This is a genomic window from Cellulomonas sp. P4_H4 (genome assembly GCF_056400865.1).
The window spans coordinates 272,247-298,826 of the sequence record NZ_JBFUKL010000005.1; the positions used below are offsets into that span (position 1 = coordinate 272,247).

General features: G+C 71.7%; 22 protein-coding genes. 15 read left to right on the forward strand and 7 right to left on the reverse strand.

The window, feature by feature from the left end; translation table 11 throughout:
- The first annotated feature begins 216 nt into the window (after positions 1–216).
- The 5 genes from AC1DPN_RS15835 (at position 217) to AC1DPN_RS15855 (ending at position 4,851) form a co-directional block, all read left to right on the forward strand.
- Positions 217–834, forward strand: coding sequence for an ATP-dependent Clp protease proteolytic subunit (locus AC1DPN_RS15835; protein ID WP_477085725.1), 618 nt, complete (start codon positions 217–219; stop codon positions 832–834).
- A gap of 58 nt (positions 835–892) precedes the next feature.
- Positions 893–1,594: an ATP-dependent Clp protease proteolytic subunit gene (locus tag AC1DPN_RS15840; RefSeq protein WP_477085726.1), complete on the forward strand. Its 702-nt coding sequence runs from the start codon at positions 893–895 to the stop codon at positions 1,592–1,594.
- 297 nt (positions 1,595–1,891) lie between these two features.
- Positions 1,892–3,172, forward strand: coding sequence for an ATP-dependent Clp protease ATP-binding subunit ClpX (gene clpX / locus AC1DPN_RS15845; RefSeq protein WP_477085727.1), 1,281 nt, complete (start codon positions 1,892–1,894; stop codon positions 3,170–3,172).
- Positions 3,173–3,214: 42 nt separating this feature from the next.
- A complete protein-coding gene (locus AC1DPN_RS15850; protein WP_477085728.1) occupies positions 3,215–3,529 on the forward strand; it encodes a chorismate mutase in 315 nt (104 codons plus the stop codon).
- 125 nt (positions 3,530–3,654) lie between these two features.
- Entirely contained in the window at positions 3,655–4,851 is a 1,197-nt protein-coding gene (locus tag AC1DPN_RS15855; protein ID WP_477085729.1) for a baeRF2 domain-containing protein, read from the forward strand.
- 53 nt (positions 4,852–4,904) lie between these two features.
- On the opposite strand, the gene valS is transcribed toward AC1DPN_RS15855, so the two are convergent.
- Positions 4,905–7,520, reverse strand: coding sequence for a valine--tRNA ligase (gene valS, locus AC1DPN_RS15860; protein ID WP_477085730.1), 2,616 nt, complete (start codon positions 7,518–7,520; stop codon positions 4,905–4,907).
- Between the two features lie 179 nt (positions 7,521–7,699).
- Here valS and AC1DPN_RS15865 point away from each other — a divergent pair, with 179 nt between their 5' ends.
- The 4 genes from AC1DPN_RS15865 (at position 7,700) to AC1DPN_RS15880 (ending at position 14,693) form a co-directional block, all read left to right on the forward strand.
- Complete coding sequence (locus tag AC1DPN_RS15865; protein WP_477085731.1) at positions 7,700–11,548, forward strand: Pls/PosA family non-ribosomal peptide synthetase; 3,849 nt, start codon at positions 7,700–7,702, stop codon at positions 11,546–11,548.
- Positions 11,545–12,843, forward strand: a complete 1,299-nt coding sequence (locus AC1DPN_RS15870) for a M1 family metallopeptidase (protein WP_477085732.1) — start codon at positions 11,545–11,547, stop codon at positions 12,841–12,843. Before AC1DPN_RS15865 ends, AC1DPN_RS15870 begins: the two co-directional genes overlap by 4 nt.
- A 69-nt stretch (positions 12,844–12,912) precedes the next feature.
- Positions 12,913–13,929: a TIGR03557 family F420-dependent LLM class oxidoreductase gene (locus AC1DPN_RS15875; protein ID WP_477085733.1), complete on the forward strand. Its 1,017-nt coding sequence runs from the start codon at positions 12,913–12,915 to the stop codon at positions 13,927–13,929.
- Positions 13,926–14,693, forward strand: coding sequence for a coenzyme F420-0:L-glutamate ligase (locus AC1DPN_RS15880; RefSeq protein ID WP_477085734.1), 768 nt, complete (start codon positions 13,926–13,928; stop codon positions 14,691–14,693). The genes AC1DPN_RS15875 and AC1DPN_RS15880 overlap by 4 nt, the downstream gene beginning before the upstream one ends.
- Here the strand turns inward: AC1DPN_RS15880 and AC1DPN_RS15885 are convergent.
- A complete protein-coding gene (locus AC1DPN_RS15885; protein WP_477085735.1) occupies positions 14,677–15,255 on the reverse strand; it encodes an HhH-GPD-type base excision DNA repair protein in 579 nt (192 codons plus the stop codon). The genes AC1DPN_RS15880 and AC1DPN_RS15885 overlap by 17 nt on opposite strands.
- Before the next feature lie 44 nt (positions 15,256–15,299).
- Here AC1DPN_RS15885 and cofC point away from each other — a divergent pair, with 44 nt between their 5' ends.
- Positions 15,300–15,902 (forward strand): 2-phospho-L-lactate guanylyltransferase, encoded by a 603-nt coding sequence (gene cofC / locus AC1DPN_RS15890; RefSeq protein ID WP_477085736.1) that lies wholly within the window; start codon positions 15,300–15,302, stop codon positions 15,900–15,902.
- Here the strand turns inward: cofC and cofD are convergent.
- The 5 genes from cofD to AC1DPN_RS15915 all read right to left on the reverse strand — a co-directional run bounded on the left by cofD (position 15,876) and on the right by AC1DPN_RS15915 (position 21,181).
- Positions 15,876–16,835 carry a 2-phospho-L-lactate transferase gene (gene cofD / locus AC1DPN_RS15895; protein WP_477085737.1) on the reverse strand — a complete coding sequence of 320 codons (960 nt, stop codon included), beginning with the start codon at positions 16,833–16,835 and terminating at the stop codon, positions 15,876–15,878. The two genes, cofC and cofD, sit on opposite strands and share 27 nt — an antisense overlap.
- The gene (locus AC1DPN_RS15900) at positions 16,832–17,629 is read right to left on the reverse strand and encodes a putative F420-0 ABC transporter ATP-binding protein (protein WP_477085738.1); all 798 of its coding nucleotides are present in this window, start codon (positions 17,627–17,629) and stop codon (positions 16,832–16,834) included. The genes cofD and AC1DPN_RS15900 overlap by 4 nt, the downstream gene beginning before the upstream one ends.
- On the reverse strand, positions 17,620–18,648 hold the full coding sequence (locus AC1DPN_RS15905; protein ID WP_477085739.1) for a putative F420-0 ABC transporter permease subunit: 1,029 nt from the start codon (positions 18,646–18,648) through the stop codon (positions 17,620–17,622). Before AC1DPN_RS15905 ends, AC1DPN_RS15900 begins: the two co-directional genes overlap by 10 nt.
- A complete protein-coding gene (locus AC1DPN_RS15910) occupies positions 18,645–19,637 on the reverse strand; it encodes a putative F420-0 ABC transporter substrate-binding protein (protein ID WP_477085740.1) in 993 nt (330 codons plus the stop codon). The genes AC1DPN_RS15905 and AC1DPN_RS15910 overlap by 4 nt, the downstream gene beginning before the upstream one ends.
- A gap of 224 nt (positions 19,638–19,861) precedes the next feature.
- Positions 19,862–21,181 (reverse strand): aminotransferase-like domain-containing protein, encoded by a 1,320-nt coding sequence (locus tag AC1DPN_RS15915; RefSeq protein WP_477085741.1) that lies wholly within the window; start codon positions 21,179–21,181, stop codon positions 19,862–19,864.
- A gap of 232 nt (positions 21,182–21,413) precedes the next feature.
- Here AC1DPN_RS15915 and AC1DPN_RS15920 point away from each other — a divergent pair, with 232 nt between their 5' ends.
- The 5 genes from AC1DPN_RS15920 to AC1DPN_RS15940 are packed head-to-tail and all read left to right on the forward strand — an operon-like array spanning position 21,414 to position 26,571.
- Positions 21,414–22,262 carry a nitrilase-related carbon-nitrogen hydrolase gene (locus AC1DPN_RS15920; RefSeq protein WP_477085742.1) on the forward strand — a complete coding sequence of 283 codons (849 nt, stop codon included), beginning with the start codon at positions 21,414–21,416 and terminating at the stop codon, positions 22,260–22,262.
- Between the two features lie 30 nt (positions 22,263–22,292).
- A complete protein-coding gene (gene hydA / locus AC1DPN_RS15925; RefSeq protein ID WP_477085743.1) occupies positions 22,293–23,711 on the forward strand; it encodes a dihydropyrimidinase in 1,419 nt (472 codons plus the stop codon).
- Between the two features lie 42 nt (positions 23,712–23,753).
- Positions 23,754–24,776 carry a TIGR03842 family LLM class F420-dependent oxidoreductase gene (locus AC1DPN_RS15930; protein ID WP_477085744.1) on the forward strand — a complete coding sequence of 341 codons (1,023 nt, stop codon included), beginning with the start codon at positions 23,754–23,756 and terminating at the stop codon, positions 24,774–24,776.
- Positions 24,773–25,705 carry an ABC transporter permease gene (locus AC1DPN_RS15935; RefSeq protein ID WP_477085745.1) on the forward strand — a complete coding sequence of 311 codons (933 nt, stop codon included), beginning with the start codon at positions 24,773–24,775 and terminating at the stop codon, positions 25,703–25,705. Before AC1DPN_RS15930 ends, AC1DPN_RS15935 begins: the two co-directional genes overlap by 4 nt.
- Positions 25,702–26,571: an ABC transporter ATP-binding protein gene (locus AC1DPN_RS15940; RefSeq protein WP_477085746.1), complete on the forward strand. Its 870-nt coding sequence runs from the start codon at positions 25,702–25,704 to the stop codon at positions 26,569–26,571. Before AC1DPN_RS15935 ends, AC1DPN_RS15940 begins: the two co-directional genes overlap by 4 nt.
- Positions 26,572–26,580: the final 9 nt, after the last annotated feature.

The window sequence follows — 26,580 nt, forward strand, 5'->3', positions numbered from 1 at the left end:
CCGAGGACCCCGCACCGGATGCTCGGTGCGGGGTCCTCGCGCATCCGGGCACGATCCAGGCGCCAGGCTCTGCCGTCAGCGAAAACACTCGCGGCGGGGACGTAGAGGGGTGTTGGTGCGCGTTAGGGTCACTGCATCGCACAGGTGGGACCGGTCGATCCGGGCGCCCCATCGGCGGTGCAGGACAGATGTCACCCGTCAGACGAGGGAGCCTTCGTGAACGAGCACGTGCCGACGCTGGCCAGGGCCGAGTCCCCGGCATTCGGCCTCAATGACTCCATCTACAACCGCCTCCTGCGTGAGCGCATCATCTGGCTGGGCTCGGAGGTTCGCGACGACAACGCGAACGCGATCTGCGCCCAGATGCTGCTTCTGGCTGCGGAGGACCCCGACAAGGACATCTGGCTGTACATCAACTCTCCCGGTGGCTCGATCACCGCGGGCATGGCGATCTACGACACGATGCAGTTCATCCAGCCCGACGTCGCGACGATCGCGATGGGCATGGCGGCGTCCATGGGCCAGTTCCTGCTGTCGTCGGGAGCCAAGGGCAAGCGGTACGCGACCCCGCACGCCCGCGTGATGATGCACCAGCCCTCGGGCGGCATCGGCGGCACGGCCACGGACGTGCGGATCAACGCCCAGCTGATCCTGCACATGAAGAACGTCCTCGCCGAGCTCACGGCCGCGCAGACGGGCAAGGACGTCGAGCAGATCAACAGCGACGCCGACCGTGACCGCTGGTTCACGGCCAGCGAGGCCCTGGAGTACGGGTTCATCGACCACGTCGTCGAGCGCGCCGACTCCGTCGCCGGCGGCGGCGGCACCAACTGAGCGAGTCGTCCGGGCGCCACGCGCCTGGTGCAGCCTTCACCATCTTGAGGAGAATCTCGTGAGCATGGAGTCCCAGTTCATGTCCCGCGCGGGGATGCTCGCCGGGCCTGGTGGCCTGGCGCCGTCCTCGCCCGCGGCCCGCTACGTGCTGCCGCAGTTCGAGGAGCGCACCGCCTACGGCTTCAAGCGCCAGGACCCGTACACCAAGCTGTTCGAGGACCGCATCATCTTCCTCGGCGTGCAGGTGGACGACGCCTCGGCCGACGACGTCATGGCGCAGCTCCTGGTGCTCGAGAGCACCGACCCGGACCGCGACATCACGCTGTACATCAACTCGCCGGGCGGATCGTTCACGGCCCTGACGGCGATCTACGACACGATGCAGTACATCAAGCCGCACATCACGACGGTCTGCCTCGGGCAGGCCGCCTCGGCCGCGGCCGTGCTGCTCGCGGCGGGCTCGCCGGGCAAGCGCCTGGCTCTGCCCAACGCGCGCGTGCTCATCCACCAGCCCGCGATGGAGGGCGGCGGCTACGCGCAGGCCTCCGACATCGAGATCCACGCCAACGAGCTCATCCGCATGCGCGAGTGGCTCGAGCTGACGATCGCGCACCACACGGGCCGCGACATCGACCTGGTTCGCAAGGACATCGAGCGCGACAAGATCCTCACGGCGCAGCAGGCGCAGGAGTACGGGATCGTCGACCAGGTTCTTGAGAGCCGAAAAGGTGTCATCGCGACGACGGTTCAGCCGAAGTAGTAGTCAGTAGAACGAGTGTCCAGGACCGGGCGGCTGTCGAGCTGCCCGGTCCGTGGACCATCCGGGGAGTTTTCCAACCCCGGCGCACCACGTCCCGTGTGTTCGGCTGACATCGCGGCCGGTGTGGTGTGCAATGGGGGAGGACGCGCTCCCTTCTGGATCGCGCCGCGCTGCTCGACCGCTCTGATGAACTGCACTGCTCGACTGCACGCTGGACTGCACTGATTGGCTGCACCGGTCGTTGGTGCGCTGACGCACCGCCCGTCGGGCGGAGGCGAGACGAGGAAGGGGATCGACGTGGCTCGTATCGGAGACGGGGCCGATCTCCTGAAGTGTTCGTTCTGCGGGAAGTCCCAGAAGCAGGTCAAGAAGCTGATCGCCGGCCCTGGCGTCTACATCTGCGACGAGTGCATCGAGCTGTGCAACGAGATCATCGAGGAAGAGCTCGCGGAGGCCACCGAGGTCGGCCTGGTCGAGCTGCCCAAGCCGAAGGAGATCTTCGAGTTCCTCGAGCAGTACATCATCGGCCAGGAGTCGGCCAAGCGAGCGCTGTCGGTGGCGGTCTACAACCACTACAAGCGCGTCCAGGCGGGCGAGGCCGGTCGCACGTCGACCGACGACCAGATCGAGATCGCGAAGTCGAACATCTTGCTCGTGGGCCCCACCGGCACCGGCAAGACGTACCTCGCGCAGACCCTGGCCCGCATGCTCAACGTCCCGTTCGCCATCGCGGACGCCACGGCACTGACCGAGGCCGGCTACGTCGGCGAGGACGTCGAGAACATCCTGCTCAAGCTCATCCAGGCCGCTGACTACGACGTCAAGAAGGCCGAGTCGGGCATCATCTACATCGACGAGATCGACAAGATCGCCCGCAAGAGCGAGAACCCGTCGATCACGCGTGACGTCTCCGGCGAGGGCGTCCAGCAGGCGCTGCTGAAGATCATCGAGGGCACCACCGCCTCGGTCCCGCCCCAGGGTGGCCGCAAGCACCCGCACCAGGAGTTCATCCAGATCGACACAACGAACGTGCTGTTCATCGTCGCGGGTGCGTTCTCGGGTCTCGACGACATCATCGCGGCACGCGCCCGCAAGCGCGTCGTCGGCTTCGGTGCCCCGCTGCTGGACCAGGTCGACGAGGGCGACCTGTTCTCCGAGGTCCGCCCCGAGGACCTGCAGAAGTACGGCCTGATCCCGGAGTTCATCGGCCGCCTGCCCGTGGTCGCCGCGGTCGCCCGGCTCGACCAGGACGCCCTGGTCCGCATCCTCACCGAGCCGAAGAACGCGCTCGTGAAGCAGTACCAGCGCATGTTCCAGATCGACGGTGTCGAGCTCGAGTTCGACGACGAGGCCGTGGCCTCGATCGCCGACCAGGCGCTGCTGCGCGGCACGGGCGCGCGTGGCCTGCGCGCGATCATGGAAGAGGTCCTGCAGCAGGTCATGTTCGAGGTCCCCAGCCGCGACGACGTCGCCCGCGTGGTCATCACGCGCGCTGTGGTCCTGGAGAACGTGAACCCGACGCTCATCCCGCGTGAGAGCCCGCGCGAGAAGCGCACGCCGCGTGAGAAGAGCGCCTGACCGTCGACGGTCCAGGGTGGACCACCGCCTAGGATCGCGTTCGTGAGCGACCTCCCCACCCCGATCCCGGCCGAGCTTGCGCGGCTGCGCGGCAGCATCGACAACATCGACGCCGCGCTCATCTACATGCTGGCCGAGCGCTTCAAGGCGACCCAGCAGGTCGGAATGCTCAAGGCCACCAGCGGGATGCCGCCGTCGGACCCGGGCCGCGAGGTCCAGCAGGTCGCCCGTCTGCGGCAGCTCGCGCACGAGGCGGACCTCGACCCGGTCTTCGCGGAGAAGTTCCTGGCGTTCATCGTCGAAGAGGTCATCCGGCACCACGAGGAGATCGCGCAGGACCACGCGACGCGATCCTGAGATGAATCGTTCGCCTGGGTAGCGCCGGGTCCGCAGGTGGCGGAAAGTAGGCAGCGTCAGCTCCGGCGGAACGCACGGGGGGATCCCGCGTTCGCTGGGGAGCGTCGATCCCGGAGGATCTGCCCATGGACCTGCACTGGCTCAAGCCCCTGCTCGGACGCCCGTCGCCGTTCACGACCGTCTACCTGGACGTGACCCGTGCTGACGCGGCAGGGGAGGCGGAGGCGGCCGATCGGTGGAAGGCCGTCCGACGCCAGCTCGAGCGCGACGGTGCGCCCGCCGGCGTGCTCGACGAGATCGGTGAGCTCGTCGCCACCCCGACCGGCGTGCGCGGCCCGCACGGTCGAGTCATCGTCTCGGACGCGCACTCGGTCGTCGTCGACCGGGTCCTTGCTGAGCCGCCCGCGCAGGCGCACGCCGTCTACGGTCCCGTCCCGGCGCTCCTGCCGGCGGTGCGCGCAGCCGACCAGACCGTCACGTACCTGCTCGTCGAGGTGGACCGCAACGGAGCGGACCTCACCTGGGCGTCGGGCGGGAGCGTGCGGACCTCGGGTGGCCCGGAGGTCGAGACGGTCGAGGGTGGGCATGACGACGTGCACAAGACCCGCGAGGGTGGGCTCGACCGGCGCAGCCAGACGCGGGCGGAGGACTCGTGGCAGCGCAACGCCGAGGCGGTCGCCGTCGTGCTCGACAAGCGGGTGGCCGAGCGCAGCCCGGACGTCGTGGTGCTGACCGGGGACGGCCGTGCCGTCGGGCTCGTCCGCGACGCGGTCGCGCAGCACGTGGGCGAGGTGCTCGTGGAGGTGCCCGGCGGAGCGCGCGGGGACGGTGTCAACCAGGACGCCTTCGATGTGCGGGTCGCGGGTGTTCTGAAGAGCTTCCGGACCCGACGCCGTGACGCGGTCCTGGATCGCTTCCGGGAGGCTCAGGGGCGCGGAGAGGGAGCTGTGACGACCCTGGACGACGTCATCGAGGTGCTGCGACGCGGGCAGGTGTCCGAGCTGGTGCTGCACGTCGACGCACTCGCGCAGGGGCTCTCCGAGCGGCAGCTCTGGGTCGGTGACGAGCCGCTGCAGCTGGCGTCGTCGTCGGCCGACCTCGCGGCGATCGGCGTGAGCGACGGAGCGCGCCAGCTCCCTGCGGACGTCGCTCTCGTCCGGGCGGCGATCGGTCAGGACGCGGGCCTCACGTTCGCGGAGAACGGCTCCGTGGACCTGGTCGACGGCATCGGCGCGGTCCTGCGCTGGTCGGACGGTTCGACCCCGAGCGAAGCGGTCCCCACCCAGTCAGCAGACCAGGCGCGTCTGCGCACGGTCGTCTAGCACCCGCCGAGGTCCGCACCCGTGGGACCCCACGGGTGCGGACGCTGCGGTTCTCAGAGGGCCGGCGTCGGGGGGACCAGGTCGGCGTTCGAGGCGACGACGGCGTCCGTGTCGCCCTCGACCAGGTCCAGCGTGCCCGTGACCCGTCCGGCGGAGCGCACGTCGTCGAGAGCGATCTCGACCCCGGCGCGCAGGCCGGCCGGCACGGCGAGCGTGACCGCGGCGATCTCGGTGCGCATCGACACCTTGGCCTCGGACTTCACCTTGCGCAGCGCGGCGAGCGCGGACCCGGCGGCCCCCACGACGTTCGCGTCGGCCGAGCCGGCGGCGGCTCGCAGGGGAGCGGCGTCCGGCCACGCGGCGCGGTGCACCGAGCCCTCGCGCCACCACGACCAGACCTCCTCCGTCGCGAACGGCAGCACCGGCGCGAACAGACGGAGCAGCACGTCGAGCGCGAGCGCGAGCGCCGTCCGGGCGGACCGGGCGTCGGCCCCGTCGGAGTACGCGCGGTCCTTCACCAGCTCGAGGTAGTCGTCGCAGAACGTCCAGAAGAACGTCTCCGAGAGCTCGAGCGCCCGCGTGTGGTCGTAGGCGACGAGGGCGGCGGTGGCCTTCTCGACGACGTCGGCGAGGCCGGCGAGCATCGCGCGGTCGATCTCGGCGGTCACGTCTGCCGGGTCGAGCGACAGCGGGGCGTCCTCGCCGCCGAAGGAGAGCGCGAACTTCGAGGCGTTGAGGATCTTGATCGCCAGACGGCGGCCGATCTTCATCTGCCCGATCTCGAACGCGGCGTCCGTGCCCAGGCGTGCGGACGCGGCCCAGTAGCGGACCGCGTCGGAGCCGTGCTCCTCGAGCAGGCCGAGCGGCGTGACCACGTTCCCGACGGACTTCGACATCTTCTTGCGGTCGGGGTCGAGGATCCAGCCGCTGATCGCGGCCGAGGACCACGGCAGCGAGCCGTGCTCGAGGTGGCTGCGCACCACGGTCGAGAAGAGCCAGGTGCGGATGATGTCCTGGCCCTGCGGGCGAAGGTCCATGGGGAAGACGCGCGCGAACAGGTCGGGGTCCGTGCGCCAGCCGCCCACGATCTGCGGGGTCAGCGAGCTGGTGGCCCACGTGTCCATGATGTCGGGGTCGCCCATGAAGCCGCCCGGGACGCCACGCTGCTCGGCTGTGTAGCCGGCGGGAACGTCGGAGGACGGGTCGATCGGCAGCTGGTCCTCGGTCGGCACCAGCGGGGCGTCGTAGTCGGGCTCACCGTCGGAGTCGAGCGCGTACCAGACCGGGAACGGCACGCCGAAGAACCGCTGCCGCGAGACGAGCCAGTCGCCGTTCAGGCCGCCGACCCAGTTCTCGTACCGCACGCGCATGAAGTCGGGGCTGAACCCGAGCTCGGCGCCGCGGGCGAGCAGAGCCTCGCGCAGCGACTCGTCGCGACCGCCGTTGCGGATGTACCACTGCCGGCTGGTCACGATCTCGAGGGGCTTGTCGCCCTTCTCGTAGAAGTTCGCCTTGCGCTGGGTGGGCACGGGCTCGCCATCGAGGTCGCCCGAGGAGCGCAGGCCCGAGACGACGGCCTCACGCGCGGAGAACGTCGTCTTGCCGGCGATCTCCTCGTAGGTGACCCGGCCCTCGGGAGCGACGATCCAGTCCGGCGTCTCGCGGAGCAGCCTGCCGTCGCGGCCCATGACCGAGCGCGTGGGCAGCTGGAGCTCGCGCCACCACTGCACGTCGGTCAGGTCGCCGAACGTGCAGCACATCGCGATGCCCGCGCCCTTGTCGGGCTCGGCGCCGGGGTGGGCCAGCACGGGCAGCTCGACGCCGAACAGGGGGGAGCGCACCGTGGTGCCGAACAGGTGCTGGTAGCGCTCGTCGTTGGGGTGCGCGATCAGGGCGACGCAGGCGGGCAGCAGCTCCGGACGCGTGGTCTCGATGAAGACGGGGCCGTCCGCACCGTGGAAGGCGACCCGGTGGAACGCACCCGGGTAGTCGCGAGCCTCGAGCTCGGCCTGCGCCACCGCCGTCTGGAACGTCACGTCCCACAGGCCGGGTGCCTCGGCCTGGTAGGCCTCGTCGCGCGCGAGGTTGCGCAGGAAGGCCTGCTGCGCGACCGCCCGGGACTCCGCGGACACGGTCTGGTAGGTCATGTCCCAGTCGACCGACAGGCCGAGCCGACGCCAGACGACCTCGAACTGGCGCTCGTCCTCGATCGTCAGCTTCTCGCAGAGATCGATGAAGTTCCGGCGGCTCACGGGCACCTGCTGGGCGCCCTTGGGGACGTCGCCCGCGAACGGCGGCTCGAACGTCGCGTCGTACTGGAGGGACGTGTCGCACCGGACGCCGTAGAAGTTCTGCACCCGGCGCTCGGTGGGCAGGCCGTTGTCGTCCCAGCCCATCGGGTAGAACACCTCGCGGCCGCGCATCCGCTGGAATCGCGCCACGACGTCGGTGTGCGTGTAGGAGAACACGTGGCCGACGTGCAGCGAGCCCGAGACGGTGGGCGGAGGGGTGTCGATCGAGTACACCTTCTCGCGCGTGGCAGTGCGGTCGAACGTGTGCAGACCCTGCTCGGTCCACGCCGCATCCCAGCGGTCCTCGACGCCGTCGAGGGAGACCTTGTCCGGAACGTGTCGCGGGGCCGTGATGCGCAGGGGGGACTCAGAGCTCATGGGGCCACATCTTCCCAGATCGGCGCGGTCGCGGCGTCCGCGTCCATGGCACGCGTGAACGGGAGGCGGCGACCACGTGAACGATGCCTCTCCTGGTACGCGGGGATGGCAGGATCACCGTTCGCCGGTCCTGGGGCCATGATCAGGAGACACACACGCGCGAAGAACACGAGGTGGCGATGACGACCGCGGGATTCCTCCGGTCCGGGTTCGCCGCCGACCCTCGCACCCTCCTCGACGTCCTGCGAGCCACGGTCGACGCCCACCCCGAGAGCCCCGCGCTCGACGACGGCAGCGTCAGCCTGTCGTACCGCCGGCTGTGGGAGTCCGTGCAACGGGCCGCAGGTGGGCTAGCCGCCGCCGGGATCGGTCCGGGCGACCGCGTCGGTGTGCGCATCCCGTCCGGCTCGGCGGAGCTCTACACGGCGATCCTCGGTGTCCTCGCAGCCGGTGCCGCGTACGTCCCCGTGGACGTCGACGACCCTGACGAGCGTGCCCGCACGGTCTTCCGCGAGGCGGGCGTCGCGCGGGTCCTCACCGAGGGCGACCTGGCGATCCTCACCAAGAGGTCGGCACCGCCTCGTGCGCCGGAGCTGACCGACGACGCCTGGATCATCTTCACGTCCGGCTCGACCGGCGCGCCGAAGGGCGTCGCGGTCACGCACCGGTCGGCTGCCGCGTTCGTCGACGCCGAGGCGCGCCTGTTCCTGCAGGACGCTCCGCTCGGACCGGGCGACCGGGTGCTCGCCGGCCTGTCGGTCGCGTTCGACGCGAGCTGCGAGGAGATGTGGCTCGCCTGGGCGCACGGCGCGTGCCTCGTCCCGGCACCGCGCGCCCTGGTGCGGACGGGCATGGACCTCGGCCCGTGGCTGGTCGCGCAGCGGATCACGGTCATCTCGACCGTCCCGACGCTCGCGGGGCTCTGGCGCCCCGAGGTGCTCGCGGGTGTGCGGCTGCTCATCTTCGGTGGCGAGGCGTGCCCGCCCGAGCTGGCCGCGCGGCTGGTCGGGGACGGTCGCGAGGTCTGGAACACGTACGGCCCGACCGAGGCGACCGTCGTCGCGTGCGGCGCGCTGCTGACGGGCGAGGGGCCGATCCGGATCGGGCACGCGCTCGACGGGTGGGACCTCGCTGTCGTCGGACCCGACGGGCTGCACGTGGCCGAGGGCGAGGTCGGCGAGCTGATCATCGGCGGCGTCGGGCTGGCGCGGTACCTCGACCCGGTCAAGGACGCCGAGAAGTACGCGGGTGTCGAGACCCTCGGCTGGGAGCGGGCCTACCGCAGCGGCGACCTCGTCCGGTTCGAGGCCGAGGGGCTGCTGTTCCAGGGTCGCGCCGACGACCAGGTCAAGGTCGGTGGCCGGCGCATCGAGCTCGGCGAGGTCGACGCTGCCCTGCTCGGCCTGCCCGGCGTGGCCAACGCCGCCGCGGCGGTCCGCCGCACCCCGGCCGGGACCGCGGTGCTCGTCGGCTACCTCCTGCCCGAGGCGGGCGTGGAGCTCGACCTTACGGCGAGCCGGGAGGTGCTGCGCGGCGTCCTGCCGGCCGCCCTGGTACCGCTGCTCGCGCCGGTCGAGGAGTTCCCGACCCGCGGCTCGGGCAAGGTCGACCGCGATGCGCTCCCGTGGCCGTTGGCGCGGGCCGACGACGACACTCCGCCTGCTGCCGGACTCTCCGAGACGGCGCAATGGGTCGCGCAGCGGTGGACCGCGACACTCGGCGTCGCCGTCGCGGGCCCCAAGGACGACTTCTTCGACGCGGGCGGCGGGAGCCTGGTCGCCGCGCAGCTCGTCTCCGCCCTGCGCGAGCGCTTCCCGACCGTCACGGTCGCCGACGTCTACGAGTACCCGCGGATCGGGGACCTCGCGCGCACGCTCGACGAGTTCGAGCCGGTGGGCGTCGCGGCGCAGCGGATCGTCCGCCCGACGCCTCTGCGGGCACAGGTGATCCAGACGATGCTCGCCTTGCCGCTCGCCCTGCTGGTCGGGCTCCGCTGGCTCACCTGGCTGCTGGCCGCCGACGCCGTCCTGCGCGCGACGACGGAGGTGGCCTGGGTCCCCGTCGTCCCGGGCGTCTGGTGGTGGGTCGCGCTCGGTTGGCTCGTGCTCATCAGTCCCTTCGGCCGGATGGGGACCACGGTGCTCATGGCGCGGTGGCTGCTGCGCGACCTGCGCCCCGGCTGGTTCGCCCGCGGCGGCTCCGTGCACCTGAGGATCTGGTTCACCGAGTCCTGGGCGGCCGCGGCCGGGTCCGAGAACCTGTCGTGCGCGCCGTGGACCGCCGCGTACGCCCGCGCGCTCGGGGCGACGGTCGGCAACGACGTCGACCTGCACACCCCACCGCCGGTCACCGGGATGCTGCGGCTGGGCAACGGCTGCTCGATCGAGCCCGAGGTCGACCTGCGCGGGCACTGGTTGGACGGGGACATCCTCAAGGTCGGGCGCATCCGCATCGACAAGCGGGCCACGGTCGGCACGCGCTCCACGCTCGGCCCGGGCGTCCGCATCGGGCAGGGCGCCGAGATCGCGCCGGGCTCCGCGGTGCTCACCTCGGTCCCGCCCGGCGAGCTCTGGACCGGCTCGCCGGCCGTGTTCGACGGTCCTGCTCCCGGGCAGTGGCCCGCCGAGCGGGCCCCACGCGGACGTCGGTGGGTGGCCGTCTACGGCTTCACCGCGGCGCTGCTCGCGGCGTTGCCCGTCGTCGCGGCCCTGTGCGGCCTGCTCGTCGTCGGCTGGTTCGTGCGTGACTCGGCGAGCTGGCGGGACGCGACGGGCGACGCACTGCGCGCGGTTCCGCTCGGCGCACTGGCGATGGTCGTCGTCCTGCTGCTGGTCACGCTCGTCTCGGTGCGGTTGCTCGGCATCGGGCTGCGCGAGGGCTACCACCCCGTGCGCAGCAGGCACGGTTGGCAGGTCTGGGCCACGCAACGCCTGATGGACGACGCCCGCACGACGCTCTTCCCGCTCTACTCGAGCACCGCGACGCCCCTCTGGCTCAGGGCGCTCGGCGCCGACATCGGCAAGGATGTCGAGGCCTCGACCGCGCTCATGATCCCGTCGCTGACCAGCGTCGGCGACGGTGCGTTCCTCGCCGACGACACCCTGATCGGCTCCTACGAGCTGGGCCGAGGGTGGCTCCGGGTCGAGCGGAGCAAGGTGGGCAAACGCGCGTTCCTGGGCAACTCGGGGATGATCGCACCGGGTCGTGCGGTGCCCAAGCGAGGTCTCGTCGCGGTGCTGTCGGCGACGCCCGAGGGCGCTCGCGCGGGCTCGTCATGGCTCGGCTCGCCTCCCGTGAAGCTGCGGCGGGTCGCCGGGGAGACCGACGACGCCCTGACGTTCGAGCCACCCACGCGGTTGCGCGTCGCGCGTGCGCTCGTCGAGCTGTGCCGGGTCGTACCCGTGATCTGCACGTTCGGGCTCGGGGTGCTGGTGCTCCTGGTGCTGCAGGCCGCGGTCGACTCGTGGGGTGTGGCCGCGGCGGCGGCCGTCTCCTGGCTCGTCGTGCTCGGCGCGGCGACAGTGGCGTGCGCGCTCGCGACGACGGCCAAGTGGTTGCTCGTCGGCAGGCTCAAGCCGGGGGACCACCCTCTGTGGAGCTCGTTCATCTGGCGCAACGAGCTCGCGGACACGTTCCTCGAGTCGGTCGCGGTGCCGTGGATCGGGCCGGCCACGATCGGCTCGCCGGCGCTGAACCTGTGGATGCGGACGCTCGGGGCCCGCATCGGCCGCGGCGTCTGGTGCGAGACGTACTGGCTCCCCGAGGCGGACCTGGTCACCCTCGGCGACGCGTCCACGGTGAACCGCGGTTGCGTGCTGCAGACGCATCTGTTCCATGATCGGGTGATGAGCATGGACACCGTGAAGCTGGGACGAGGGGCGAGCCTCGGCCCGCACGGCGTGGTGCTCCCCGCCGCGTCGCTCGACGACGGGGCGAGCGTGGGACCGGCGTCGCTGGTCCTGCGCGGGGACTCGATCCCCGCGGGCTCGCGCTGGACCGGCAACCCTGTCGCGCCGGTGCCCGCGTGACGGCGCCCGACGTCGCAGCCCCGGATCCTTACCTGCCGGGGCGTCTCGACGGTGACCTGGACGTCGACCGGTACGAGCTCGAGCTCGACTACCGCGTCTCGACGAACCGGCTCGAGGGCCGCGCCGTGGTGTACGCGACGACAGCCCGCCCGACGTACCGGGTGTCGCTCGGCCTGCGAGGGCTGCGCGTGAGCCAGGTGCTCGTCGACGGGTACCGGCCCGAGCGCTGGACGCAGCACGACCACCGGATCGTCGTGAAGCTCAAGCACGAGGTCCCTGCCGGTACCCGGCTCGTGCTCGACGTGCGGTACTCCGGTCAACCGGGACCGCTGCGCGGTCCGTGGGGCGACGTCGGCTGGGAGGAGCTGTCCGACGGTGTGATCGTCGCGGGCCAGCCGGACGGCGCCCCGAGCTGGTTCCCGTGCCACGACAGCCCGGCCGACAAGGCCACGTACAAGTTCACGGTGTCGGCCGAGGCGGGCTACGAGGTCGTCGCGAACGGGCGTCTCGTCTCCCGTACGCCGCGCGCCGGACGCGTGCGGTGGGTCTACGAGCAGTCCGAGCCGATGGCGTCGTACCTCGCGACGCTGCAGGTCGGGCGGTACCTGCGCTTCTCGACGGGCCCACGCGAGGAGGCGCTCGTCCCTGCCCGGCTCCGGGCGGCGGCGGTGCACGACCTCGCGCGGCAGAGCGAGATGGTCGCGCTGTTCGAGGACCTCTTCGGCCCGTACCCGTTCGACTCGTACACGGTCGTGGTCACGGACGACGACCTCGAGATCCCGCTCGAGGCGCAGGGGTTGTCGGTCTTCGGCGCGAACCACATGGACGGCGCTCGCGGGTCGGAGCGGCTCGTCGCGCACGAGCTCGCGCACCAGTGGTTCGGCAACAGCCTGACCGTGGGGCTGTGGCGAGACATCTGGCTGCACGAGGGGTTCGCCTGCTACGCCGAGTGGCTCTGGTCCGAGGAGTCCGGTGGGCGTACTGCCGACGAGCAGGCGCGCGCGGCGCACGCCCGGCTGGCCGGCCTGCCCCAGGACCTCGCCATCGGCGACCCGGGCCCGGACGCGATGTTCGACGACCGGTTGTACAAGCGTGGTGCCCTGACCCTGCACGCTCTGCGCGGCCACCTGGGCGACGCCACCTTCTTCGACGTCCTGCGCACGTGGACGGCCCGCTACCGGCACGGCACGGTCAGCACGGAGGAGTTCCTCGTCTGCGCCGAGGACGTCGGTGGACGCCCGTTGGCGTCCCTCGTGCACCGCTGGCTGTACCAGCGCGAGCTGCCGGCGCTGTAGTCGTCGGCATCGACCGGGCCGGTCGCTTGGTTAGGGTGGAAGTCATCTCGCTACACGACTGGAGCACGCATGTCATCGGTCACTGCCTCCGGCCTCACGGTCGGGTACGCAGCCATGCTGGAGCAGTTCCACCCCACCGAGGTCGTGGACCTGTCGGCGCACGCGGAGGCCCACGGGTTCTCCGGCGTGATGGCCGCCGACCACTTCCAGCCCTGGGTCCCGGCACAGGGTCAGGCGGCATTCGTGTGGAACGTGCTCTCGGCCCTGGGGGAGCGGACGACCGGTGACATCGGCCCCGGGGTGACGGCACCGACGTTCCGCTGGCACCCCGCGATGGTCGCGCAGGCCTCGGCCACGCTGGCCGCGATGTACCCCGGGCGGCACTGGCTCGGGCTGGGCTCGGGCGAGGCGCTCAACGAGCACATCATCGCGAACTACTGGCCCGAGGCACCCGAGCGGATCAACCGCATGTTCGAGGCCATCGAGATCATCAAGAAGCTGTTCGCGGCCTCGCTCGCGGGCAAGGACGTCAAGCACGCCGGCCCGTTCTACAAGCTCGAGTCCACCCGCCTGTGGACCATGCCCGAGGTCGCCCCGGAGATCCTCGTCGCGACCGCCGGCCCGGTGACCGCCAAGCGCGCGGGCCGCCTGGCCGACGGACTGATCACGGTCGGGGCACCGCTGGAGAAGATCAGCGGGCTGTTCGGCAAGTTCGATGAGGGTGCGCGCGAGGCAGGCAAGGACCCCGCGACGTTGCCCAAGGTCCTGCAGCTACACATGTCGTGGGCGGAGACCGACGAGCTCGCGCTCGCGTACGCGATGCACGAGTGGCCCAACGGCGGCATGAAGTTCCCGAAGGCGGACATCCGCTCGCCGTTCGACTTCGAGCAGATGGCCAAGCTCGTACGGCCCGAGGACTTCGAGGGCCGGATGGTCATCTCCGCCGACCCCGACGTGCACCGCGCCGAGATCCAGAAGTACGTCGACCTGGGCTTCGACCGCATCTACCTGCACAACGTGGGGCGCAACCAGCGCGAGTGGATCGAGACGTTCGGGGCGGACGTGCTGCCCAAGCTGGTCCGTTGACCGCGCGCCTGCAGGTCTGGGCGCCCGACGGCCTGCCCGAGGTCGCGCCGGGGGACGACCTCGTGGGTCTGTTGGCGGCGCTGCTGGCCGACGAGCCTCCGCAGGACGGCGACGTGCTCGTGCTGACGTCCAAGGTCGTCTCCAAGGCTGAGGGGCGCGTCGTGTCCGCCGACGACCGCGAGCAGGCGATCACCGACGAGACCGTGCGCGTCGTCGCGACGCGTGAGCACGCCTCGGGCGTGACCCGGATCGTCGAGAACCGCCTCGGGCTCGTCATGGCCGCCGCCGGCGTCGACGCGAGCAACACGCCCGAGGGCACCGTGCTGCTGCTCCCGGTGGACCCGGACGAGTCGGCGCGGCGCCTGCGGGCTGGCCTGCAGCAGGCGTTCGGCGTGCGCCTCGGCATCGTCATCACCGACACGGCCGGTCGTCCGTGGCGGCAGGGTGTGACCGACATCGCGATCGGTGCCGCCGGGCTCGTGGTGCTCGACGACCTGCGAGGTCAGGTGGACACGTTCGGCCGGCCGCTGATCATGACGCAGGCCGCCGTGGCCGACGAGATCGCGTCAGCAGGTGAGCTGGTCAAGGGCAAGGCCGAGGGACGACCCCTCGCGGTCGTGCGCGGCCTCGGGCACCTGGTCACCGACGAGGACGGACCCGGCGCTCGCGCGCTCGTGCGGCTCGGCGAGGAGGACATGTTCGCGCAGGGCAGCGCGGAGGCGTACTCGCAGGGCTGGAAGGACGCGCTCAGGGACCCGCCGTAGCCCTCGCTGCAGCCTTCGCGGCCTGCTTCGTGGCGCGGACCTCGCCCAGGGACGCGAGGTCGGTGACGTCGGCGATCGACCGCCGCGATCCTGGCTCGCCGTACGCGCCGGCCGCCTCGGCCCAGCCCGCAGGCTGCACGCCGATCTGCTTTCCCAGGAGTGCCAGGAAGATGCGCGCCTTCTGGTCGCCGAAGCCGGGCAGGGCCTTGAGCCGCTCGAGCACGGTCGGCCCGTCCGGGTCGCCGTCGGTCCACAGTCGTGTGACGTCGCCGTCGTACTGCTCGACGAGCGCCGCGGCGACGCCCTGGATGCGCCCGGCCATCGAGCCCGGGTAGCGGTGCACCGCGGGCGGTGTCGCGCACAGCGACGCGAACTCCGACGGGTCGGCCTCCGCGATGCGGTGCACGTCGAGGCCGCCCATCCGGTCGGCGATCTTGGCGGGTCCGGCGAACGCGGACTCCATGGTCACCTGCTGGTCCAGCAGCATGCCGATCAGCAGCGCGAACGGGTCGTCGGTCAGGAGCTGGTCGGCGGTCGGGTCGCCGGTGAGCCAGAGCGTCATGGGAGCATCCTCTCCCGGGGGCGTGCGGAGACGAAAGGACGGGCATGGACTGGGTGGTGGTCGTGCCCGTGAAGCCCGCGGCGGAGGGCAAGTCGCGGTTGGCCGGGTTCCTCGGGCCGACGGAGCGGGCCGCGCTGGCGCGTGCGATGGCGCTCGACACGATCGAGGCTGCCGCTGCGACTCCCGGGGTCGTCCGGGTCCTCGTCGTGACGGCGGACGCCGAGATCCGTGCGTCCGTGCCGTTCGTCGTCGACGATCCCGGCGGAGGGCTGAACGCCGCGATCCGCGCGGGGCTCACCCAGGCATCGGGTCCCGTCGCCGTGCTCCTCGGGGACCTGCCGGCGCTGCGTCCCGACCACCTGCGCGCCGCGCTCGACCTGGCATCGGAGCACGAGCGGGCGTTCGTCCCGGACGCCGAGGGCACGGGCACGACCCTGCTCACCGGTCTGGACGGGCTGTCCCCGCGGTTCGGCGTGGGCTCGGCGGCGTCGCACGAGGCCCACGGGCACGTGCGGCTCGACCTCCCGGAGGACTCGACCCTGCGGCGGGACGTTGACCTGCCGGCCGACGTCGCGGCGGTGGCTCGCCTGGGTGTCGGACCGCGGACGGCGGCGGTGCTCTCAGGGGCGGCGGTCGACGAGGTCTAGTGCGTCCGCGGCGATCCGGGCCGCGGTCGGCACGTCGGTCATCAGGGCGGGAACCGCCCGCGCGGCCCAGCCGGCGTCCCGCAGCTCCTCGGCGGCGGCCGCGTCGACCTCGTCGACCAGCCACGCGTCGAGGACACCACCGTTCGCACGACGGCCGTAGTGCTCGGCGACCGCCCTCGCCGTGGTCTCGACGCCGATCGCGGCCAGGCACGCGTCGGCCATGCCGCGCACCGGGGCGCCGCCGACCACCGGGCTGACGCCGACGACGGGTGCGCTCGTGCTGGTCAGCGTCTCGCGGACCCCGGGGATCGTGAGGATCGTGCCGACGGACACGACCGGGTTGCTCGGCGGGATCACGACGACGTCGGCGTCCCGCAGGGCGTCGAGCACCCCGGGGGCGGGCGTGGCGGTCGCAAGGTTCGTCTGCACGAAGCCGCGCGCGGGCGTCGCGGCACGGTGCCGGACCCACCACTCCTCGAAGTGGATCTCGCGCCCGTCGTCGAGCACCACGTGGGTCTCGACCTCGTCGTCGGTCATCGGCAGGAGCGTGACGCCGAGGTTCCAGCGCTGCGCGAGGCGAGCCGTGACCTGCGACAACGGGTTGCCGGCACGCAGGAGCTCCGTGCGGGCGAGGTGCGTGGCCAGGTCGAGGTCGCCGAGCGTGAACCACTCCCAGCCGAGGTCGTACGCCGCGAGCTCGTCGCTCACACGCCTCGACTCGTCGCGTCGGCCCCAGCCTTGGTCCTCGTGGACGGCGCCACCGAGCGTGTACATGAGCGTGTCCAGGTCGGGGCAGACGCGCACGCCGTGGAGCCACATGTCGTCGCCGGTGTTCGCGATGACCGTGATGTCGTGGGCGTCGCCGACGAGGGAGAGCAGGCCGCGCGTGAAGCGGGCGCCGCCGACGCCCCCGGACAGGACGGTGATCTTCACAGCTGCTCCTTGGTGCTCGTCGGTCCGACGGGTTCGCTCGCCTCGTGGAAGGCGATGACGGGGCGACCCGTTCGCGGGTGCTCGAGGACGTCGGCCTCGACGCCGTAGACCTCACGCAGCAGGTCGGGGCGCAGGACGTCGCCGGGGTGGCCGGCCGCGGCGAGGTGGCCGTCCTTGAGCACCAGGACGTGCTCGCAGAACGCTGCGGCGAGGTTGAGGTCGTGCAGCGCCGCGACCGTCGTCGTACCCAGGTCGCGCACGAAGGCGAGGAGGCTGAGCTGCGCGCTGACGTCGAGGTGGTTGGTCGGCTCGTCGAGGAGCAGGAGGTCGGGCTCCTGCGCGAGGGCGCGGGCGATCTGCACGCGCTGCCGCTCACCGCCCGAGAGCGACCACCAGGCGCGTTCGGCGAGGTGCTCGGCGCGGGCGCTGACGAGTGCCCGGTCGACCGCTCCGTCGTCAGGGTCGTTCCCCCAGATCGTGCGGTACGGGATGCGGCCGAGGCCGACCACCTCGCGCACCGTGAGCGGGACCGAGCTCGTCGACTCCTGCTCCAGCAGGGCGATCCGGCGCGCGCGCTGCTTGCGGGGGAGGGCGGCGACGTCCTGGTCGTCGACGAGCACCGCGCCGGCCTCCGGGCCGATGAGGCCGGCGACCATGCGCAGGAGGGTCGTCTTGCCCGCGCCGTTCGGGCCGAGCAGCCCCGTCAGCGCGCCTGACGGGGGAGTCGCGTCGACTCCGTCGACCACCCACCGACCGCCCAGCCGGGTGCCGACGCCCTGGAGGATCAGGTCCATGCCGACCCCTTCCCGCGGCGCAGCAGGAACGCGAAGACGGGCACGCCGACGAGCGCGGTGACGATGCCGACGGGCAGCTCGCGCGGGTCGAAGAGGGTGCGCGCGATCGTGTCGGCCCAGATCAGGAACACGGCACCCGCCAGCGCCGAGACGGGCAGCAGCCGGCGGTGCGCCGGACCGGTCAACGACGAGACCGCGTGCGGCAGGATCAGGCCGACGAACCCGATCGCCCCGCTGACGGCGACCATCGCGCCCGTGAGCAGGGCGACGACGATCATCAGGGACCAGCGCGTGCGGTTCACGTCGATGCCGAGGGACGCCGCAGAGGTGTCACCGAAGGCGAACGAGTCGAGGCGCGTCGCGCTGAACAGCAGGACCGTTCCGATGATCACGACGGCGACGCCCGCGATCGCCACATCGCTCCAGGTCGAGCCCGCCAGGGAGCCGAGCAGCCAGTTGAGGATCTCGCGGTAGGAGTCGCCGGTCGCGGTCCAGAAGATGACGAACGACGTCCCCGCGGCGGCCATCTGGGACACCGCGAGCCCGGCCAGGACGGTCCGCCCGGGTGCGAGCGTGCCGCCCGTGCGGGCCAGGCTCAACGTCGCCAGCAGCGCGAGGATCGCGCCCGCGAACGCGGCCACGGGCAGCAGCAGGCTCACGCCCACGACGAGCACCGCGACCGCCCCGAGAGACGCTCCCGACGACAGCCCGAGCAGGTACGGGTCGGCCAGGGGGTTGCGCGTCAGGCTCTGCATCACCGCGCCGGCCAGCGCGAGGCCCGCCCCGACCGCGGCCGCCGTGATCACCCGCGGCAGCCGCAGGTCCCAGACGATCGCGTCGTGCAGCTTCGGGACGTCGCTGACCGCGAACCCCAGGTGGCCCGCGATGCTGCGGGCGACCTCGGCGACCTGCAAGTCCGCGGGCCCGATCGTGACCGCGACCAGGATCGTCGCGACGAGGGCGAGGACGCCTACCGAGACGAGAGCTGCGAGCGGAGCTGTCCGTTGTCGAGCCTTCACTTGTCGAGGGCCGCCAGCTGGTCGTCGAGCGACTTCACGGCCTCGGCGTTGCGGACGCCGGCCTCCGACGCCGCGAACGGGATGGTCAGGTAGCGGTGGTCCTTGACGGCGCTCAGCTGTGCGGTGGCCGGGTTGCTCTCGAGGAGCTCGATCTTCTTGGCGGCCGTGTTCCAGCTGGCGTCGACGAGGATGATCACGCTCGGGTCCGCCGCGACGATGCTCTCCCAGCCGGCCGACGTCCAGGTGTCGTGCACGTCCGCGAAGATGTTCGTCAGACCCGCGGCGTCCATCATCATCTGCGGCGCGCCGATCCCTGCCCCGACGTACGGGGTGTCCGTGCCCGAGCTGTACCAGAGGGCCGTCGTCTCGGCGACGGGCGGGGTCACGCTGGAGAGGGTCTCGTGCTCCTGCGCGATCAGCTCCTCGGCGCGGTCCTGCACGCCGAAGATGCCGGCCACCTCGCGGATCTCGTCGTCGACGTCGTCGAAGGTCAACGGGTCGGGCATGTACTCGGGTTCCTTGCACGCCGCCGGTGAGACGTACGTGCCGATGCCGAGCCCCTCGAGCGTCGCGCGGTCGCCTACGCCGTCCGCCGAGAAGTTGGACTCCCAGCCCCCGTAGACGAAGTCCGGCTCCAGCGCGAGCAGCGCCTCCTGGCCGGGGACCTTGTCCGAGGCGACCGGGAGGTTCGCCGCCGCTTCGGCCCACTGCTCGGGCACCGGCCCGTCCGCGAACGCCGTGCCGACGATGACGTCCTGCAGCCCGAGCGCGAGCAGCATCTCCGTGCTCGTCGACTTGATGGTGACCACGCGCGTCGGGGGAGTGTCGATCGTGACGTCGGTGCCGCAGTTGTCGAGGCTGACGCTCGTGAAGGTCGGCGCTCCGGTGGGGGTCGCGCTCGACTCCGGTGTGCTCTGCGCGGAGCAGCCGGCGAGCGTGAGCGTCGCGGCGGTGGTGACGACGAGGAGGCGCCAGGTGGTGGCGGGCATGGGGCTCCGGTTCTGAGATCTCGCGCCGTGCGGGCGGCTGCGCGTGTGGTGCGCTGACGGGGTGGGGCGCACGTCGCGCCTCCGGAGGGCCGCCCATGCCAGGCGGCGCGACCCGGGCCAGATCCGGCCGGGTTCCGCGCACAGAGTAGGCCTGTCGGGGCCGCGTCGTGCAAGTGCTGGACGTTCGTCGTCAGCGAACTGTCCGGCGTTGACCTGCGGGTCCGTCACGGCGCGGCGGCGAGGGCGAGCGCCCGGGCCACGTCGTCGATCTCGCGATCGAGCAGGCCGACGGTGATGCGCACGTGGTCGCCCGGCGCGGTGTCGGCGTGGAAGGGCGCGCCAGGGGCGACGCGGATGCCGGCGGCCTCCAGGCGGACCAGCGCTGTGCGCTCGTCGTGGACCGGGAGCCAGAGGTTGATGCCGTCGCCGGGGTCGACGTGGATGCCGTGCGCGGCCAGCGCCTCGCGCAGGGCGCGGCGGCGGGCGAAGTAGACGCGTCGGGCGTGGGCGACGGCCTCGATGGCCCCGGAGTCGGTGAGCAGGTCGACCAGGACGTGCTGGAGCAGGCGGCTGGTCCAGCCGGGTCCGAGCATGCGGCGGGCGACCAGGCCGTCGAGCACGGCCGCGGGGCCGCCGACCGCGGCGATGCGCAGGTCCGGACCGTGCGACTTGGAGTAGGAGCGCACGTGGACCACGCGGTCGGGCAGGAAGACGCCGAGGCTCACGTCCCTCGCCGACGCGATCTCGCCCGAGTGGTCGTCCTCGACGACGAGCGCCTCGTGCTTGCGCAGGACGCCGGCGAGCTCGCGGGCGCGGGTGCTGGTCATGCTCACCGAGGTGGGGTTCTGGGCGCGCGGTTGCAGGACGACGACGCGGGCGCCCGCGGACAGCGCCGCCTCGAGCTCGTCGGGGCGCATGCCCTGCCGGTCGAGGCCGACCGGGACGCGCTCGAGCCCCAGCTGGTCGAGGAGGTCGAACAGCGGGGGGAAGCCGGGGTCCTCGACCACGACGCGCGACCCGTAGCCCGCGGCGCGCTCGAGCGTCCGGCTGATCGCGTCCAGGGCGCCGTCGACGACCGTGATGCGCTGCGGTGCGAACGGCCAGGACTCGCGCAGCAGGACGTCGAGCGCGGGTATGACGGGGGCGGCGAGGTAGGCGCCCGTGTCCGCGGACGGCATCTGCAGGGCGACCCGTGCGAGCGCCGGACCGATCGACGGCAGGAGCTCGGGGTCGGGTGTTCCGCTCGACAGGTCGAGGCGTGCCGGCGCGCCGCCCGCGAGGTCGCGGTAGCGCGGTGGCAGCCAGCTGGCGGGCGGCGGGAGGACCACGGTCCCGGCGCGGCCGCGCGACGTGACGATGCCGACGGCGGCGAGCGCCTGCCACGCACCGCTGACGGTCGCGGGGCTCACGCCGAGCTCGGCGGACAGGACGCGGACGGTCGGCAGCCGGTCCCCGGGGCGCAGGTCGCCGCCCCGGACGAGCCGCGCGACGGTCGCCGCGATGCCCCGAGGGCTACGGTCGTCCACATGGGCGGCGAGATCCATGCGGGCCAGGATGCACGCCTTGACCTGCGCCTGGAGGCCTCCCGGCACCTCCGCAGGCGTCCGATTCGCACCTCGGCCAAGATGTTTACACGCTCGACATGAGCGTTCGCGGGGAAGAAACTCGCGGTAACACCGCAGAAATGTTCAACCCCGACAGTCACATTCCAGGCGAAGGCGCCCCGGAGCGAGCCGCCGGGGTCCACGATCGGCGAACGTTGACCGGAGGAACCCCATGACAGTCGTGCGCGTCGCATTCACGCAGGCCACCTGGACGGGCGACAGGGAGTCGATGACGGCCCTGCACGAGGCCTGGACGCGAGAGGCCGCCTCGCAGGGGGCGCAGATCATCGCCTTCCAGGAGCTGTTCTACGGCCCGTACTTCGGGATCACGCAGGACACCGCGTACTACAGCTACGCCGAGACCGTCCCCGGTCCGACGACCGAGCGGTTCTCGGCGCTGGCGAAGGAGCTCGGGATCGTCATTGTGCTCCCGGTGTACGAGGAGGAGCAGCCCGGTGTCCTGTACAACACGGCCGCCGTGATCGACGCCGACGGCAGCTACCTGGGCAAGTACCGCAAGCACCACATCCCGAACCTGCCCAAGTTCTGGGAGAAGTTCTACTTCCGCCCGGGCAACCTCGGATACCCCGTGTTCGAGACCGCGGTCGGCAAGATCGGCGTGAACATCTGCTACGACCGGCACTTCCCGGAGGGTTGGCGGGTGCTGGCGCTCAACGGCGCGGAGATCGTCTTCAACCCGAACGCGACGGCGCCCGGCATCTCGAACAAGCTCTGGGAGATCGAGCAGCCGGCCGCCGCCGTGGCCAACGGCTACTTCGTCGTCGCGAACAACCGCGTGGGCCTCGAGGACAACGAGTACGGCGACGAGGCCGTGAACTTCTACGGCACGTCCTACGCCGTGGCTCCTGACGGGAACTACGTGGGCGAGGTCGGGTCGTCGACCGAGAACCAGCTGCTGATCCGGGACCTCGACATGGAGCAGGTGCGGATCGTCCGTGAGCGGTGGCAGTTCTTCCGCGACCGCCGCCCGGAGGCGTACGGCCCGATCGTGGCGCCGTGAGGCAAGCGCTGTGACGAAGGAGATGCAGAGATGAAGACGCTCATCACGGGCGGGACGCTGGTCAGCGCGACGGGGCGGACGGCCGCCGACGTGCTCATCGACGGCGAGACGGTCGCGGCGGTGCTGAGCCCAGGCTCGACGCTGCTCGGCTTCGACCTGCCCGCGCACGTCGACCAGGTGATCGACGCGACGGGCAAGTACGTGATCCCGGGCGGCATCGACGCGCACACGCACATGGAGCTGCCGTTCGGTGGCACCAACGCGAGCGACACGTTCGAGACGGGCACGCGCGCCGCGGCGTGGGGCGGCACCACGACGATCATCGACTTCGCCGTGCAGCGCACGGGGGAGCGCGTCATGGACGGGCTCGCCGCGTGGCACGAGAAGGCCGCCGGCAACTGCGCGATCGACTACGGGTTCCACCAGATCATCGGCGGGGTCGACGACGACTCGCTGAAGGCGATGGAGGGTCTGGTCGCCGAGGGCATCACCAGCTACAAGCTGTTCATGGCGTACCCGGGCGTCTTCTACTCCGACGACGCCCAGATCCTGCGGGCCATGCAGAAGGCCGCGGACCTCGGGCTGCTGACCATGATGCACGCGGAGAACGGTCCGGCGATCGACGTGCTGGCCGCGCAGCTCGTCGAGCAGGGCAAGACGGACCCGTACTACCACGGCATCGCACGCGCCTGGCAGCTCGAGGAGGAGGCCACGCACCGCGCGATCATGCTGGCCGACGTCACCAACGCGCCCCTCTACGTGGTCCACGTGAGCGCCAAGCAGGCGGTCGCGCAGCTCGCGTGGGCCCGCGACAACGGCAAGAACGTGTTCGGCGAGACCTGCCCGCAGTATCTGTACCTCTCGCTGGAGGAGCAGCTCGGCGCCCCCGGGTTCGAGGGTGCGAAGTGGGTCTGCTCGACACCGCTGCGCTCGCGGGCGGAGGGGCACCAGCAGCACATGTGGCAGGCGTTGCGCACCAACGACCTCCAGATGGTCTCGACCGACCACTGCCCGTTCTGCATGAAGGGCCAGAAGGACCTGGGTGTGGGCGACTTCCGGGCCATCCCGAACGGGATCGGGTCGATCGAGCACCGGATGGACCTCATGTACCAGGGGGTCGTCACGGGTGAGATCACGCTCGAGCGCTGGGTCGAGCTCACCTCGACGACGCCGGCCCGGATGTTCGGGCTCTACGGCAAGAAGGGTGTCGTCGCCCCTGGGGCGGACGCCGACGTCGTGGTCTACGACCCGAACGGGCACACCTCGATCGGGGTGGGCAAGACGCACCACATGAACATGGACCACTCGGCCTGGGAGGGGTACGAGATCGACGGGCACGTCGACGTCGTCCTGTCCCGAGGGTCGGTCGTCGTCGACGAGACCGGCTATCGCGGCCGGGCCGGACACGGGCAGTACGTGCCGCGCGGGCTCACGCAGTACCTGCTCTGACCTGCTCTGACCTGCTCTGACCCCACACTCGAGAGGTGACGCATGGACTTCGGCGTCGTGCTGCAGACGAACCCGCCGGCCTCGCGCACGGTCGAGCTGGCCCGCCAGGCGGAGACGCACGGGTTCAGCCACGTGTGGACGTTCGACTCGCACCTGCTCTGGCAGGAGCCGTTCGTGATCTACTCCGCGATCCTCGCGGCGACCCGTCGCGTCATGGTCGGGCCCATGGTCACCAACCCCGCGACGCGGGACTGGACGGTCATCGCCTCGCTGTTCGCGACGCTCAACGAGATGTACGGCAACCGGACCATCTGCGGGATCGGTCGCGGCGACTCGGCGGTGCGGACCCTGCACGGGCGTCCGTCGAACCTGGCGACGCTGCGCGAGTCGGTGCACGTGATCCGGGAGCTCGCCAACAGCCGGGCGGTCGAGGTGAACGGCGCCAAGGTCCAGTTCCCGTGGTCCAAGGGGTCGGCGCTCGACATCTGGGTCGCCGCGTACGGGCCGCTCGCCCTCAAGCTGACGGGCGAGGTGGGCGACGGGTTCATCCTCCAGCTCGCGGACCCGGACATCGCCGCGTGGACGATCAAGGTGGTGCGCGACGCCGCCGAGCAGGCGGGACGTGACCCGGACGCGATCCAGTTCTGCGTCGCGGCTCCCATGTACGTCGACGGCGGGGCGGACCGGGCGCACATGCGCGAGCAGTGCCGGTGGTTCGGCGGCATGGTCGGCAACCACGTGGCCGACATCGTCGCCCGCTACGGCGCCGACTCGTCGGTCCCCAAGGCGCTCACCGACTACATCGCGGGCCGCGACGGGTACGACTACAACGAGCACGGCCGCGCGGGGAACACGCACGCGGCCTTCGTGCCGGACGAGATCGTCGAGCGGTTCTGCATCCTGGGCAGCGCGGACGAGCACGTCGAACGGCTCGAGGCGCTGCGCGCCCTCGGCGTCACCCAGTTCGCGGGGTACCTCCAGCACGACAACAAGGAAGAGACGCTCCGCCAGTACGGCGAGCACGTCATCCCCGGCATGGCGACGTCGGTCGTCGCCACCGGATGACGGCTCTCGCGACGAGCACGAGCACGCCGGTCGGCACGCCGGCGGCGGCTCCGCGTGCGCGCTCCGGCGTGGGGCGACGGATCGCCGTCGGGGTCTTCGCCGTGCTCCTGCTCGCGGCCCTCTGGGAGCTGGTCAAGCTTGTCGTACCGGACACGGGCGGGCACGTGCTCGGGGCGAGCGTGCTGCCGCGCACCGACGACGTGGCCATGCCGCACGTGTGGACGATCGTGGAGCGGATGCTCGAGCCCGAGACCTCTGCGGCGGGTTCGCCGATCGTGCTGAACGCGATGCTGCAGGCGTGCTGGTTCACGCTCCGGGTCGCGCTCGCGGGCTGGGTGCTCGGGTCGGTCGGCGGCTTCCTGATCGCTGCGCTGATGCAGCGGTGGCACGTCGCCGAGTCCGCCCTGCTGCCGTGGGTCGTGCTGAGCCAGACGGTCCCGCTGATCGCGCTCGCGCCCCTGGTGGTCGGCTGGGGCGGCAAGATCCACCTCGGCTCGTTCGAGTGGCAGCGCTGGATGTCGGTCGCGCTCATCGCGTCCTACCTCGCGTTCTTCCCGGTCGCGGTCGGCGCGCTGCGCGGCCTGCAGTCGCCACCCGCGGCGCAGGTCGAGCTGTTCCGGGCGCTCGCGGCGGGCTGGAGCCGCACGATGCTGGGCCTGCGGCTGCCTGCGAGCGTCCCGTACCTGCTGCCCGCGCTCCGGCTCGGTGCCGCCACCGCGGTGGTCGGTGCGATCGTCGCCGAGGTCTCCACGGGGACCAAGGGGGGCATCGGCCGCATGATCATCGCCTACGCCCAGGCCGCGAGCGGCGACCCCGCCAAGCCGTGGGGCGCCATCATCGGCGCCGCGATCCTCGGCCTGCTCGCGGCGGGTCTCGTCACCCTGCTCGGACTCGGACTCGGTCGCTACCGCCACGCGGAGGTCTCATGAGCACGCTCGACGTCGACACCGCTCCCGGCACGCCCCCGACGGGCCCGGCGCCGGCCGTCGTCGTCCGTGGCGTCGGCAAGACGTTCGCGTCCCGCTCGGGCGAGGTCGTCGCGCTCGATGGGATCGACCTGACCGTCGCGGCGGGCGAGTTCGTCTCGTTGATCGGTCCGTCGGGCTGCGGAAAGTCGACGCTCCTGCGGCTGATCGGCGACCTCGACCAGCCGACGACCGGCGAGCTGCGCGTGTTCGGCAAGTCGGCGCAGGCGGCCCGCGAGGCGCAGGACTACGGCATCGCGTTCCAGCAGGCCGGTCTGCTGCCCTGGCGGGACGTGTCGGGCAACGTGCAGCTCCCGCTCGAGCTGCACGGCATCGGCAAGAAGGAGCGTGCGGCGCGTGCGGCCGAGCTGCTCGCGCTCGTGGGTCTCGACGAGTTCGCCGGGCACTTCCCGCACCAGCTCTCGGGCGGCATGCAGCAGCGCGTCGCCATCGCTCGGGCGCTCGCCGAACGGCCGAGCCTCCTGCTCATGGACGAGCCGTTCGGAGCGCTCGACGAGATGACGCGCGAGCGGATGCAGACCGAGCTCGTGCGGATCTGCGGCGAGAGCGGCGCGGCGGTCGTGTTCGTCACGCACTCGATCCCGGAGGCCGTGTTCCTGTCGCAGCGGGTCGTGGTGATGTCACCCCGACCGGGGCGGATCACGGCGGTCGTCCCCGTGACCATCGGGGAGGACCGCACAGAAGGGCTGCGGGAGGACGCCTCGTTCTTCGGTGCGGTCACCGCGGTCCGTGAGGCTCTGCACAGCAGCGGCGCCATCCCCACGGACCCGGCGAAGCCCGGTGCCGCTCGCGGCGTGGACCTGCGATGACCCGGGCGA

What these genes read in the sequence shown, in the direction of transcription:
- AC1DPN_RS15855 (WP_477085729.1), top strand. Translation starts at nt 3,655, where the DNA reads ATGGACCTGCACTGGCTCAAGCCCCTGCTCGGACGCCCGTCGCCGTTC.
- valS (WP_477085730.1), bottom strand. Translation starts at nt 7,520, where the DNA reads ATGAGCTCTGAGTCCCCCCTGCGCATCACGGCCCCGCGACACGTTCCG.
- AC1DPN_RS15865 (WP_477085731.1), top strand. Translation starts at nt 7,700, where the DNA reads ATGACGACCGCGGGATTCCTCCGGTCCGGGTTCGCCGCCGACCCTCGC.
- AC1DPN_RS15875 (WP_477085733.1), top strand. Translation starts at nt 12,913, where the DNA reads ATGTCATCGGTCACTGCCTCCGGCCTCACGGTCGGGTACGCAGCCATG.
- AC1DPN_RS15885 (WP_477085735.1), bottom strand. Translation starts at nt 15,255, where the DNA reads ATGACGCTCTGGCTCACCGGCGACCCGACCGCCGACCAGCTCCTGACC.
- cofC (WP_477085736.1), top strand. Translation starts at nt 15,300, where the DNA reads ATGGACTGGGTGGTGGTCGTGCCCGTGAAGCCCGCGGCGGAGGGCAAG.
- AC1DPN_RS15900 (WP_477085738.1), bottom strand. Translation starts at nt 17,629, where the DNA reads ATGGACCTGATCCTCCAGGGCGTCGGCACCCGGCTGGGCGGTCGGTGG.
- AC1DPN_RS15910 (WP_477085740.1), bottom strand. Translation starts at nt 19,637, where the DNA reads ATGCCCGCCACCACCTGGCGCCTCCTCGTCGTCACCACCGCCGCGACG.
- AC1DPN_RS15915 (WP_477085741.1), bottom strand. Translation starts at nt 21,181, where the DNA reads ATGGATCTCGCCGCCCATGTGGACGACCGTAGCCCTCGGGGCATCGCG.
- AC1DPN_RS15920 (WP_477085742.1), top strand. Translation starts at nt 21,414, where the DNA reads ATGACAGTCGTGCGCGTCGCATTCACGCAGGCCACCTGGACGGGCGAC.
- hydA (WP_477085743.1), top strand. Translation starts at nt 22,293, where the DNA reads ATGAAGACGCTCATCACGGGCGGGACGCTGGTCAGCGCGACGGGGCGG.
- AC1DPN_RS15930 (WP_477085744.1), top strand. Translation starts at nt 23,754, where the DNA reads ATGGACTTCGGCGTCGTGCTGCAGACGAACCCGCCGGCCTCGCGCACG.
- AC1DPN_RS15935 (WP_477085745.1), top strand. Translation starts at nt 24,773, where the DNA reads ATGACGGCTCTCGCGACGAGCACGAGCACGCCGGTCGGCACGCCGGCG.
- AC1DPN_RS15940 (WP_477085746.1), top strand. Translation starts at nt 25,702, where the DNA reads ATGAGCACGCTCGACGTCGACACCGCTCCCGGCACGCCCCCGACGGGC.